Below are 13,110 nucleotides of genomic sequence, written 5' to 3' on the forward strand. Positions count from 1 at the left end.
TAGTCCATCATTACACGGCGATAATGCCCTTATATTACAAGGGGTGAGCATTGCTTCTGGTCACTAAGACACATGATTATCAATTATCCTGTTTTTACAAATTCAGCCATTTTCTTGCTGAATATCACATATCTTAGCTTGGTAATATTTTGTGTCTAGTTTTAGTTTGTTTTTGGATTAAATGTTTGCTCAATGTTATTTAAATAAGATTTTTATGTTGAAAATTATCATTAGTTATGAGTAATGGTTTTTAATAAAGTTGTTAAAAAGGAGACTTTCGTCTCCTTTGATTTTATTGACAACTCAAACGCAACAAATTAATAACTTTGTTGGCGCCTGCGCTTATCATTCATGGCATTGCGAGCAAGTTTACCGAATTGTCGACTTTGAGCTCGTTGCTCTGCCAAAGTCGCACCGTTAAAGGCTTGTTCTCGCAATAGTTTTTGATAGTTATTGAAACGACGAACTTCCAGTTTGCCATTTTCAATCGCAGTTTGAATTGCGCAACCCGGCTCAGTTTGATGCTGGCAATCACCAAAGCGACAACGCTGAGCGAGAGCCTCAATGTCAGAAAATGCCTCACTGACCCCCGATTCACAATCTGCTAGTTGAAGCTCGCGCATTCCCGGAGTATCAATCAAGATGCCGCCATCAGGTAATAGATGGATAGAGCGCGATGTAGTTGTATGTCGACCTTTGCTATCGTCTTCACGAATATGCCCAGTTGCCTGTTCTTGTTGCCCGAGTAATGCATTAACAAGAGTTGATTTGCCAACGCCTGAAGAACCGATAAAAGCGAGGGTTTGTCCTTCTTTGCACCAGGTCATGAGTTTAGAAGCACTCTCTATTTCTAAGCCGTTGACTGTCTCTATAGCTAATAGAGGGTCGAGCTTCTGTACTTGGCTTTTTAGTTCATCAGTATTGTCACACAAATCGGCTTTGGAAAGCACGATGACGGGTTCGACTTCGGCTTCATGAGCCAAGGCAAGATAGCGTTCAATACGACTTAAATTGAAGTCGTCGTTAAGGGAACAGACGATAAACACTGTATCCACATTGGCTGTGATGAGTTGCTCTGCCACTTTGCTGCCAGCGGCTTTGCGGCTAAAGAGGCTCAAGCGATCCAGTAAGCGAACAAATTGCTGATCTTCATTTAAGATTACCCAGTCTCCGACGGTCATGTTGGGTAAAGAATGGTGGGCATTAAGATGAACTTGCCCAGTTTCTGTTGCCAATAAATAACCACTTCGGTGGTGCGCAATCACACGAGCAAAGATAGTGTTGTCGTAATCGTCTAATGTCAGTTGTTGCTGAAAAAATGGTTTCCAACCCAATTGTTTTAGAGGGTTTGAAGTTGAAACTAATGTGTCACAAAAAGTATGTGTTTGATTCATTATTGAATTATCCCAGACGCAACAAAGCGCCTTAATACAAATCGCATTAGGGTCTAATTCGGATAGAGTTGACCCCGGTGAAGACCGGGCAGAGAAGGGGAAGTTGTGGTTATGCCACAGAGTTGGTGCTGTTAGGGTTACCCTTGCGATGCCCAGTTAGTGTTATTCAATACAATCATCTTGTGTCCTCTTCGTTGGTTAATAAATAAGTGAGTTAATTAAGCCAAAAGAGTATAGCCGCCGTTTTTTAAAGAGGGTAGCTATACTGCAAAAATATTAACTTTGTTTTGTGATGCGCTCTTCCATAATTTGCGAATACGTGTTGGCTTCTAAGCCGTATATGATTTGGACATGACGATCATCCAATATCACGACGCCATGCGCGCCATGATTTTTGAGTGCGTTCTTATCGATGACGGACGTCGCTCTGAGGGTAAGACGCAGCCGAGTCGCACATGCACCAGTTTCTAGCAGGTTCTCTATGCCCCCAATGGCGTCAATGATCGTATCGACGTCTTGTTCGACATTGGGGTTGGTATGAGTTAGGAAATTGAAAAATTGCTTCAGCACTGACTTAACCGTCATTTGAAGAGCCTTCGGTCGTTAGTTTTGAAATGGCTTCAACAATCGGTGCCGGCGAGAGCGTATGCGGTACTTTAGTGATTAACGTGCCATCCGGCTTCAAGAAGTAAAAGTAAGAGCTATGATCCAGCGTGTACTTTAGTTCCGAGCCTTCCAATTCTGTCTTGCGGAAAATGACACCATAGTTGTGTGCCAAAGGTGTCGTTACATCAAGTGGTGCCGATAGGCCTTCAATCATTGGATGGAAGTAATGGGCATATTTTGCTGATGCATCGGCCTCATCACGCTCTGGGTCTAAAGAAATGAACATCGGGCGTAGTTGTGCTTTTTGCGCGTCGTCAATTTGATTCAGTGCTCCTGCCAGCATTGCAAGAGAAGTTGGGCAAACGTCTGGGCAGCGAGTAAAGCCAAAATAGACGACTCGGATGCGAGGGTCATTCACATCGAAGATATTGACGGCTTGGTTATTTTCCCCAAACAATACCGTTTGTTGAGAGGTGGAACTGTCCACTTGCTCTGGCTTCGTTTTCTGATTATCTAAATAGCTCTTTACGCCAAATCCGAGTGCGAAAGCAGCTACGAGAAATAGGGACCAATTGCGGCTCATAACGATTCCTTATCTTTGCATTTTTATAGCAGGGTAAACGGTATTCTCTCCATCACTGAGTTCACCAACCCAAGTCATTGCATCCTCCGTGCAAACCGGGAGAATGATGTCACCTTGATATTGGCCAGGAGCGATTTGCTTCAGCAAAAACTTAGGCTCACCCATCTCCATTTCTCTTCCTGAAAGACTTAGGATGAGTTGCTTAGCATCGCTTGTATGCCACTCAACATTTAGAGTGGTAGGAACCAAGGGTTGAGCAGTTTCTGAGTTTAGCGTCATCGTAACATTTTCTTGGACGCAAGAGGTTGTAGAGAGAAAGCAGTATTCATCTATTGACTTGCTTTGAGTGGAAGAAGAAAAGCTTTTTATTAGAGTCGGGGCATAAAATCCCGCAACTAATGCGGCTGAAACAGCGGCGATTTGTAACAGTTTCATTAAGGTTCAGCATTTATCACTTAACATTACGAGCATCGTAGCACAGATGCGCCGCTCGCCAACTCGTGACCTCGGTAAATTGTGCGTTATACCTCGGTGACCAGCTTCTTAGTAACGCGACGGACTTTATTGCATCAAATACAGCAGAGTTTTCAATTGAGATGTTTTGCCCTTAGCCAGTAGATAAAAACGGAGCCAATTGGCTCCGTTTTTATTTGGTTCAGTATGTGTTTGATACCAAAGTTATTTATCTGAATCTGCGAATTTCTCTAGACCCAAAACCAGAGCAATGGCTGCAAGCATCATCACGACAGCAAGTACTAACTGAGAAGGTTGTGATGTCACGTGTTCAAATTCAAATGGTGATAGGTTGTGCTGTAGCAATGGCACTTGTTCGCCCTTCGAATTGGTGCGCCAAGTGATGGTTTCTTTCCATGGCCAAATCTTTGGCAACGTACCAATCATTAATCCAGTCAAAAACATCAGGGTGAAATCACGGAACTTGCGTAGTAACCACGACAATAAGTGAGAGAAGGACAGTAAACCGATCACGCAGCCAGACAAAAATAGCGCTAATGTATCGACTTGAAAACCTTTCACTGCGGCTAATACAGGAGCATACATGCCAATCAGCAGCAAAATAAAACTGCCAGAGATACCCGGCAAGATCATCGCACAAATCGCGATAGCTCCAGCGAATAAGGTGTTAATGGCCGTTGGTTCCATGTGTAAAGGTTTGAGCACAGTAATACTATAAGCAAACCCGACACCAACGAGCAGAATGACAAAGCGGACAAGATCGCGTTGCTCAACCTGACGAATAATGTGATACACAGAGACCAAAATCAGACCAAAGAAAAATGACCAAAGTGGGATTGGGTGTGTGTCAAGAAGCCAAGTAATCAACTTTGCTAGCGTTGCGATACTGGTGAAAATGCCGGCAAACAGAGCGATAAGGAAGAATCCGTTGATGTGATTAAACGCGGCTTTAACCCCTTCTTTTCGCCAGATAGAGAAAAGTGAGGGGTTAATGCGTCGAATGCTTTCAAGCAGCGTATCGTAAATACCAGTGATAAACGCGATGGTGCCGCCAGATACACCAGGTACAACATCTGCTGCACCCATGGCGATTCCCTTGAAGAAAGTAATTAAGTAGTTCATTGCTCTAATGCTAAGTCGTTTCGATGGCAGAGAGTATACAAACATTGCGATGAAAAAAGTATGAAATAGTGCTGTAACTACTTGGTTTTATATCCAATCTATTGCCTATCTTTATTACCCGCCAAGAGACAATGCCGCCGTAACGAGCTTTTAATGCTTGGTTTACATTTTTGAGATGATTAACTCTACTATCAATTATCAATCTTGGTTGCATTATGCAATTGCAATTTGCATTATCAAATTGCATTTTGATAATTTGCGCGTGAATAAATCCAGCTTATATGAGATCTTGTGCCCAAAAATAAGTCTTTGCATTTTGGCATGATTAATGCATAATACTGCTCGACCCTTCTTAAGCCGAGGGTCACCTAGCCAACTGACGTTGTTAGTGAATACAATTTGTTCACACTAAATATAAGCCAATCGCGATTATTGCGGTTGGCTATTTTTTTATATGAACAACGTTACTTACGTGCTTTGCAAATTGCACTTCTCTTACTGTCAGTCATAAAAAAGGGCTGACGTGTTACGCCAACCCTTGTGTTTTACTTTACGTTTTAACCCGTTTATCTAGCAGTTCAGTATCCCATTAACTGTAGCAAATTTTCAGCTGTCACAATGGCTTCTTTACGATTAGCAATATTAAGCTTTTGGTACAGGTTGCGAATGTGGGTTTTAATTGTCGTACCTGCCACATCCAGCTCTTGTGCGATTTGCTCGTTACTAAAGCCTGAATAAATCAGTCCCAGAACCTGCCATTCGCGTTGTGTTAATGGGCTGGTACGTACTAGCTCTGGCACATTAGGGTGATTCACCAACTTTTCAATAAAGTCTTCATCAAAGTGAATTGACCGGCTACGTTGATTCGATGAAATGTCCTTCATTAACTGTTGAGCACGGTGACGCTCAAGATCGCCCAGTTCATGGCGGAGGCTCAACTTCTCCAGCAGACCGCCAATGGTTGCACCATCAATCAGGAAGTTTCCGACCATGCCAGTTTGGTTCGTCATTACTAATGCTTCTTTTAACAGAGCCTTGGCTTGCTCCTCATCTTTTTGGCGAGCAGAAAGGACCGCTTCAACCACTAAGTTGCGATTAGTATCTGTGATTAGGTTAGTGCGACGAGCTTCACCTTGGAGGAAATCTAACGCAGCACGAGCGTCGGTATATTGGCCTAAGTTAATGTGGGCGCGGGCAATGTTACGCCATTGCAATTGAGAAAAGTGGTTGCATGCCGATTCAGGACGAACCGCAGTGTTGAGCCATTCTTGCATTGCATCGGTATTCCCGCGCGCTTGCCAAAATAGAATCAACGATAGTGAAGCGTTTGCAGTCCAATCTACGTGGTAAGTCGACTGTTTCATCAAGTGTTGGATGTGCTCAATGAATTTACCGGCTTTGTCTAATTCACCGCGTCCAATCGCAATACGCGCCAACATCGAATAGCTATGTAAGTGCTTGCTTGGTGAATGGTTTTCGAGAATTTGCAGACCTTTGTACGCGCATTCTTCCGCTTCATCAAGTCGGTTCCAGCACCAAAGTACTTGCGCGCGAATACGCAGCAAAAATTCATGAAGAGGAACATGCTGAAGCTGCTGATCTTCAATCAGACGAAATGCGGAATCTTGTAGTTCAAAGGCAGCTTGCACGTAACCTTGTGCAATTAAAATCTCGCTTTGCTGCAATATTGCCCATAACGCTTGGTGATATACTTGATACTGACGAGCTAGCTTTTCAGTTTGTTGCATCATCGGCAAAGCACGGTCTAGTTTACCTAGCACGTGGTTAACTTCACCAACAACCGAAGTCGCCACAATTCGGCTACGGTAAATAGTGTTATCAAGTTGGCTAAGCGCTAGCTCCGCTAATTCGAGAGCTTTTTCTGGTTGGTTACTGTTGATAGCCACTTGAGCAAGCAACGCGTTTGCTTGACCTTGATAATGAATATCTAACGCAATGTTACGCTTTTTGTGTTCCTCTTCCGCTTCTTCAAGCAGGTGGCCCACTTGGTTATAACGATGCTGACTTTGAGCCAACCATGCTCGGAGCATCGTAAGTTTTGGGTGGCTGAACAACAGATCATCGTCCAACTTGTTAATTGAGCTTTCCAGTGTGCTGAGTTCGCCTTGGTTAAACATCTTCCAGCCGAATTCGTTTAGGATCTCTACCACTAAGTCCTTATCATTCGATTTTTGTGCATGATGAATCGCTTGGTGTGGTGCTTTTTGTTGTAACCAAGCGATAGCAGCATTGCGGTGGAGATCTTTTTCTTGCTGAGGAATACGAGCTTGGCGCTCATGAGATAAAAACTCGCCAAATAAGTTATGGAACCGGAACCAGTTCTGTTCCCCTTCGAGCGGATAAATGAATAAGCCGTAACGGTTAAGCGATTCAATCATTCCCAGTGCATCTTCGCGTTGGGTAAGGGCAAACACTAGCTCATCATTGAAGTGGTCAAGCACGGATACTTGCATTAAAAAGTGACGAGTTTCGTGATCGAGTAAGTCAAACACTTCTTCGACCAAGTAATCCCACAAGTGCGCGTGATTGAACTGCGATACCGACTCTACAGTTTGCGCCAATGTGCGGTTTTGATGTTGGGCTTGTAATGCGATCAACTGCATCGCCGATGGCCAACCTTCAACATAGGTTCTTAGGCTGTTCGCCATGTCTTCATCAATACCATCGGCGATACGCTGGTTAAAGAAGCGAGTGGTTTCTTCGGTATCAAACGCCAACATCTCGTTGCCAATTTCGATCATTAAATCACGAACACGTAAGTTTGCAGTGCCTAGAGGAGGCGCTGCACGACTGGTTACCACAACGGTGAGGTTGTCTGGCATGTGCTTTAAAAAGAAACGCATGGATTCATGGATTTCATCATTCGTGATTAAATGGTAGTCATCAAGCACCACGTAGCACTCTTGATGAAAGTCAGCCATTTCTGCGAATACTTCGCTAAATAGGGAGCGTAAAGACGAGATCTGACGTTTTTCCGCCAGTTTTTGTGCGTTAGCGCAACTGAAGTTGGTGGCTTTGTTTAATGCTTGAAGCAGATAGTTTACAAAGCGAAAGCCGTCGTTATCGCTGTCATCAATGCTGTACCAACCGACGTTTGGCTTATCGGATAGCCACTGCGCTGCCATTGTTGTTTTTCCGTAACCTGCTGGGGATCGGAATAAAACCAATTTGTAGTAAGGCGCTTGCTGTAGTAAGTCCAACACTCGTGGGCGCACGATGGCATTGTGCAGGCGTCCTGGTCGAGTAAGCTTAGATGGAATCCACATTAGTAGTTATGTCCTTATTTATGTATACCCAAATGACAGCAACGTGATCATTCTAGTAAAGCCCCCTTGAAAGCCGTCTTACTGAATGATGCCATCAGCATCAAAAACACTGTTTGAATACCGGATAATGTCGCTACTATTGGGGCTTGCGTCCGTCTGAAAAACCATTCCATACGGTCACTTAAATATAAAAGCTAGCGAAAACTAGAAATAACTCACATCGCCTAATTCTAGTTTGTATAAAAAGCGTACAATCCTGTGAGCTGAGAGGGATGTTACGACATCAGAAATGTTCGTTACTTTGATCCACTTCCTAATTCTCAAGGGTTGATGGATTTACCATCAACTACGCCCTTTATTTGTGATTTTCGTCACTTAAATATCGTTTGTTTCGTTAGCGTTAAGATCGCGTTGCACATAGATTACGAAAAGTTCTTCTACGCTGACCGAGTTAATGTGACCGATATTACAATTTTCACATCATCAGATGAGTGGACTATAAAAAGCGTCATGAACGGGTTTTAACCTTTCTCACATTCCATTGTGATCAAAATCACTAAGAACTGGTGCAAAGTTCACTTTGTTGAGATTTGGATCACTAACCTAGCAATGGTACCCCCTCTACGCCCTCAGCCCTCCTCCTTCAAAGGATGAGAATTAGGAGGATGTTTATTCACAAAGGTAAATGCACGATGTATGGCAGATGAATTACCAAAAGACGTGAGAATTTCGTAATGAAACCTACTCAACAAAAACAATTTGACAAGAAGTCGTTCCAAGAAAGCGTAAAGAAACACCTATCTGTAACTTACGCTCATACGATTGAAAATGCAGACAGCCGCGCATGGTACCTAGCAATGGGGCATGCTCTGGCTGAATTTACTACACTAGATTTGCTTGCGACAGAAGAAGATCCACGCATTAAAAGTGCGAAGAGCGTTAACTACCTTTCGCTAGAATTCCTTATCGGTCGTTTGACTGGTAACAACCTAATCAGCATGGGTCTGTATGAACAAGTAACAGAAGCAATGGCTGAACTGGGTTACAACCTAACTGATCTGCTAGAAGAAGAGCGTGACCCATCATTGGGTAACGGTGGCCTTGGTCGTCTGGCTGCGTGTTTCATGGATTCATGTGCGGCACAAGAATTCCCAACTGTCGGCTATGGTTTACATTACGAATACGGTCTATTTAAACAGTCATTCAAAGATGGTCGCCAGCAAGAAGCACCTGACGCATGGCGCGGTGTAGAAGGTTACCCTTGGGAAATTGCGCGTCCAGAACTTGCGCAAGAGATCGGTTTCTACGGTCACGTTGAAGTGATTAACGAGAACGGTAAAGAAGTTCGCAAATGGGTACCAGGCATGACAGTAAGAGCAATGCCTTGGGATCTTCCAATTGTGGGTTACGAATCAGACACTGTTTACCCGCTACGTCTTTGGGAATGTCAGGCGATCGCACCATTCTCACTAGCAAGCTTTAACAATGGTGATTACTTCGAAGCTCAGCACGCACTGATCGACGCAGGTAACATCACTAAAGTGCTTTACCCGAACGACAACCACGAGAAAGGTAAAACACTGCGTCTAATGCAGCAGTACTTCCACTCAGCAGCGTCTGTACGTGACATCCTACGTCGCCACGAAGCTGCGGGCTACTCGCTAGCGGATCTACCTAAGCAAGAGACTATCCAGCTTAACGATACGCACCCAACGATTGCGATTCCTGAACTAATGCGCATCCTGATGGATGAAAAAGGTTTAACTTGGGAAGCGGCTTGGGAAATCAGCTCTAAGACATTTGCGTACACCAACCACACGCTACTTCCAGAAGCACTAGAGACATGGCCAGAGTCGCTAATCCAGCACCTGCTACCACGTCATATGGAGATCATTTACGAGATCAACCACCGCTTCCTACAAGATGTACGTGCAATGTGGCCGGGTGATGTCGCGAAACAACAGAAGCTTTCTATCATCGAAGAAGGTTTCCACCGCATGGTTCGCATGGCAAACCTATGTGTAATCGGCTCTTACGCAGTAAACGGTGTAGCAGCACTTCACTCTGAATTGGTTAAGAAAGACCTATTCCCAGAGTTCCACGAAATGTACCCGACACGTCTACACAACGTAACGAACGGTATTACGCCACGTCGCTGGTTGAAGTTCTGTAACCCAGGTCTGTCTCAGCTTATCACTGAGAAAGTCGGCCCAGAATGGCCAGCGAAACTAGAGCAACTTGAAGGTATTGCGAAGTACGCTACTGACGCGACATTCCAAAAAGAATTCATGGCAGTGAAGAAAGAGAACAAAGAACGCCTAGCAACTTGGGTGAAAGAGAACATGGGTATCGAGCTCGATACTAATGCAATCTTCGATGTTCAAATCAAGCGTCTGCACGAGTACAAACGTCAGCATCTAGACTTGCTACACGTACTGTCTCTGTACCACCGTATTCTTAATGAACCAGGTTTTGAGTGTACGCCACGCGTTGTGTTCTTCGCAGCAAAAGCAGCACCGGGTTACCACCTAGCGAAAGAAATCATCTTCGCAATCAACAAGATTGCAGACAAGGTGAACAACGATCCTCGCATCGGTAACAAGCTGAAAGTGGTATTCATCCCTGACTACCGCGTGAGCATGGCTGAAATCATTATCCCTGCGGCTGACGTTTCTCAACAAATCTCGCTAGCGGGTAAAGAAGCATCAGGTACAGGTAACATGAAGATGGCGCTAAACGGTGCGCTAACTATCGGTACAATGGATGGTGCAAACGTTGAGATTCGTGAGGAAGTAGGCGATGAGAACATCTATATCTTCGGTCTAGATGTTGAAGGTGTGAAAGCGCTGAAAGCTCAAGGTTACAACCCATTTGATTACTACAATGCGGATCACTTACTCAAAGCGTCAATGGACTTGCTATTGGGTGAAGAGTTCACACCAGGCCAACCAGGCTTACTGCGTGCCACATACGACAGCCTGCTAGACGGTGGTGACCCATACTTATGTCTCGCGGATTTCGCCTCTTACGTGAAAGCACACGAAGACATGAGCGAACAATATAAAGATCAAGCTGGCTGGGCGAAGAAGGCCATTCTTAATACCGCCCTTGTTGGCAAGTTCACGTCAGACCGCTCAATCCGCGACTACGTGAACAATATCTGGAAACTTGAAGCGGTGAAACGCTAATAGAACCTAGTTAAGACCAAGGTAGCCAAGCGCTACCTTTGGTCATTTTCCAAAAGAAGTTATTGATAACAATAAAACCCTACATGGAAGGTGTTGGTATTACCTTCGGAGAAAGCGATGAAAGAACAAACAGCATTAAAGAAAGTCGCGGAAATGGCGAGATTGGCTGATAGCTATGTCAGTGCTTGGGGAGATGAGGCGAAAGTGTCTGAGGAGACGCTACGCCGCTTGCTCGCTTCGCTTGGCTACGATACTAGCAGTGATGAAAAACTACTGGCTTCTGCTGAAAAGAAACATAAAAAAGACGTACTAGCCCCTGTTCTTGTTTTACGCGACGGCGAACCAGTCGAAGTGGAACTAAACCTAGGTACGAGTGCTCGTGAGAGTGAATTCAGCTGGCGTTTAGAAACAGAACAAGGAGAGGTACTTGAAGGCTATCTTCAGTCCCAAATTGTTCGTGATGAGCGTGCTGAGGGTGGCCCTCTAGTGTTTGCATTGCCAAAGAACTTGGCTTGGGGTTATCACAAACTGATCATCAGTCGTAAGCGTCGTAAAACACCTTACGAGATGTCATTGATCATTACGCCGAAAGCGTGTTTCAAACAAGACGATCTAAACCAACACAAAAAGCTATGGGGTCCTAGTATCCAGCTTTACACACTGCGTACTCAGCATAACTGGGGCATCGGTGATTTTGGCGACCTAAAACAACTGGTGAGTGATATTGCCTCTCGTGGCGGTGACTTCATTGGCTTGAACCCTATTCACTCGCTGTTCCCTGCGAATCCAGAAGGGGCAAGCCCATACAGCCCGTCTTCTCGTCGTTGGTTGAACATCATGTACATCGACGTAAGCTCTGTACCTGAGTTCGCGCTAAGTGCAGAAGCACAACAACGTGTCGGTAGTGCAGAGTTCCAACAACGTTTACAAAAAGCGCGAGACTCTCATTGGGTGAATTACACCGAAGTTTCGCAACTAAAAATGAGCGTTCTTCCGCTGCTATTCAGTGAGTTTAAAGCTCGCCATTTAGACAAAAACACCGATCGCGCTCGTGCCTTCTTGGACTTTGTTGAAAAAGGCGGCGACAGCTTGCTACACCAAGCTTCATTCGATGCACTTCATGCTGATTTACATGCAGAAGATGCAAACATGTGGGGCTGGCCAGTATTCCCTGAGAAATACCGCACATTCGACGCAGCTGGTACTCAGAAGTACATTAAGGACAACCAAGATCGTGTTCACTTGTACATGTACCTGCAATGGATCGCAGACGATCAAATCAAAGAAGCGCAAGCGCTAGCCGAAGAAAAAGGCATGGCTGTGGGCTTGTACCGTGACCTTGCGGTTGGTGTTGCTGATTCTGGTAGTGAAACATGGGCTGATGAAGGCGCGCTAGTATTGGATGCAAGCATCGGTGCACCACCAGATGTACTTGGTCCACTAGGCCAAAACTGGGGTCTGCCTCCGCTTAACCCTCAGGTTTTAGAAGCGACTGGCTACGACGCTTACATCAAATTGCTACGTGCTAACATGAAGCATTGTGGTGCATTGCGTATCGACCACGTACTTGGCCTGCTTCGCCTTTGGTGGATTCCAAAAGGCGAGAAAGCGACAGAAGGCGCATACCTGTACTACCCAGTTGAAGACATGCTAGCAATCCTAGCGTTGGAATCTCACCGTCATCAGTGTTCTGTAATCGGTGAAGACTTGGGTACTGTACCTGATGAAATCGTTGATATCCTTCGTGATGCGGGTGTGCATTCGTACAAAGTCTTCTTCTTCGAAACATCAAAAGACGACGGTGGCTTTATTTCTCCGAAGCACTACGCTGAGCAGTCTATGGCTGCACTGTGTACGCACGATATGCCAACACTACGCGGTTTCTGGCACTGTGATGACTTGAAGATGGGGCGTGAGATTGGCCTGTACCCTGATGAACAGCAGTTGGAAGGCCTATTCGCTGACCGCTTGAAGTGCAAACAAGGCATTCTAGACAGCGTTCGCTGGCATGGCTATCTGCCAGAAGGCATTGGTCATGATGCTCAGTACGTGCCAATGGATTCATACCTAAGCGAAGCGCTGCAACTGCACGTAGCCGCGGGTGATTCTGCACTGCTTAGCGTTCAGCTTGAAGACTGGCTAGAAATGGATCAACCGGTCAACATTCCTGGCACGGTGGATGAGTATCCAAACTGGCGTCGTAAATTGTCGATGAACCTAGATGAAATCTTCAGCCGTGAAGATGTGAATCGTATTTCTAAACGCCTTACTGAAGTTCGTGTACAGGCGAGTAAGTAAGATGCCTAGAGTGGCGTAGATGGACGAGCTGATTACCAATTTTGTTAGCTCAGAGGTACGAAAGTTCCGTCTAGGTCACTCATTCCTAAAACACAATCCGTTAGGATGAAGTACCGTTATTATGCCCGCGACAATAGCGGGCATTTTTGTATTTTGAC

General features: G+C 45.0%; 8 protein-coding genes. 2 read left to right on the forward strand and 6 right to left on the reverse strand.

Going from position 1 to position 13,110, the window contains the following annotated elements; translation table 11 throughout:
- Window positions 1–317: 317 nt before the first annotated feature.
- The 6 genes from rsgA to malT form a co-directional block, all read right to left on the reverse strand.
- Window positions 318–1,394, reverse strand: a complete 1,077-nt coding sequence (gene rsgA, locus R7O03_RS02460) for a ribosome small subunit-dependent GTPase A (RefSeq protein ID WP_318131412.1) — start codon at window positions 1,392–1,394, stop codon at window positions 318–320.
- A 276-nt stretch (window positions 1,395–1,670) separates the two neighbouring features.
- Window positions 1,671–1,979: a PTS transporter subunit EIIB gene (locus R7O03_RS02465; protein ID WP_213875816.1), complete on the reverse strand. Its 309-nt coding sequence runs from the start codon at window positions 1,977–1,979 to the stop codon at window positions 1,671–1,673.
- Window positions 1,969–2,583, reverse strand: a complete 615-nt coding sequence (locus tag R7O03_RS02470; RefSeq protein WP_042522188.1) for an SCO family protein — start codon at window positions 2,581–2,583, stop codon at window positions 1,969–1,971. The genes R7O03_RS02465 and R7O03_RS02470 overlap by 11 nt, the downstream gene beginning before the upstream one ends.
- 9 nt (window positions 2,584–2,592) lie before the next feature.
- Entirely contained in the window at window positions 2,593–3,018 is a 426-nt protein-coding gene (locus R7O03_RS02475) for a hypothetical protein (RefSeq protein ID WP_025768641.1), read from the reverse strand.
- Window positions 3,019–3,261: 243 nt separating this feature from the next.
- Complete coding sequence (locus tag R7O03_RS02480; RefSeq protein WP_031778872.1) at window positions 3,262–4,179, reverse strand: DUF368 domain-containing protein; 918 nt, start codon at window positions 4,177–4,179, stop codon at window positions 3,262–3,264.
- Window positions 4,180–4,757: 578 nt separating this feature from the next.
- A complete protein-coding gene (gene malT, locus R7O03_RS02485) occupies window positions 4,758–7,466 on the reverse strand; it encodes an HTH-type transcriptional regulator MalT (protein WP_005374834.1) in 2,709 nt (902 codons plus the stop codon).
- 734 nt (window positions 7,467–8,200) lie between these two features.
- Between malT and R7O03_RS02490 the strand changes: the two genes are divergently transcribed.
- Window positions 8,201–10,654 (forward strand): glycogen/starch/alpha-glucan phosphorylase, encoded by a 2,454-nt coding sequence (locus tag R7O03_RS02490; protein ID WP_053307964.1) that lies wholly within the window; start codon window positions 8,201–8,203, stop codon window positions 10,652–10,654.
- A gap of 117 nt (window positions 10,655–10,771) precedes the next feature.
- Window positions 10,772–12,952, forward strand: coding sequence for a 4-alpha-glucanotransferase (gene malQ / locus R7O03_RS02495; protein ID WP_213875820.1), 2,181 nt, complete (start codon window positions 10,772–10,774; stop codon window positions 12,950–12,952).
- The last annotated feature ends 158 nt before the right edge of the window (window positions 12,953–13,110 follow it).

Origin of the sequence: Vibrio sp. Vb2960, from assembly GCF_033337665.1 — a bacterium.
In the GTDB taxonomy this organism is placed as follows: domain Bacteria; phylum Pseudomonadota; class Gammaproteobacteria; order Enterobacterales; family Vibrionaceae; genus Vibrio; species Vibrio alginolyticus.

Bases quoted from the DNA above. Each gene is read 5' to 3' on its own strand.
- R7O03_RS02490 (WP_053307964.1), top strand. From the start codon at position 8,201: ATGAAACCTACTCAACAAAAACAATTTGACAAGAAGTCGTTCCAAGAA.
- rsgA (WP_318131412.1), bottom strand. From the start codon at position 1,394: ATGAATCAAACACATACTTTTTGTGACACATTAGTTTCAACTTCAAAC.
- R7O03_RS02480 (WP_031778872.1), bottom strand. From the start codon at position 4,179: ATGAACTACTTAATTACTTTCTTCAAGGGAATCGCCATGGGTGCAGCA.
- malQ (WP_213875820.1), top strand. From the start codon at position 10,772: ATGAAAGAACAAACAGCATTAAAGAAAGTCGCGGAAATGGCGAGATTG.
- R7O03_RS02465 (WP_213875816.1), bottom strand. From the start codon at position 1,979: ATGACGGTTAAGTCAGTGCTGAAGCAATTTTTCAATTTCCTAACTCAT.
- malT (WP_005374834.1), bottom strand. From the start codon at position 7,466: ATGTGGATTCCATCTAAGCTTACTCGACCAGGACGCCTGCACAATGCC.
- R7O03_RS02470 (WP_042522188.1), bottom strand. From the start codon at position 2,583: ATGAGCCGCAATTGGTCCCTATTTCTCGTAGCTGCTTTCGCACTCGGA.
- R7O03_RS02475 (WP_025768641.1), bottom strand. From the start codon at position 3,018: ATGAAACTGTTACAAATCGCCGCTGTTTCAGCCGCATTAGTTGCGGGA.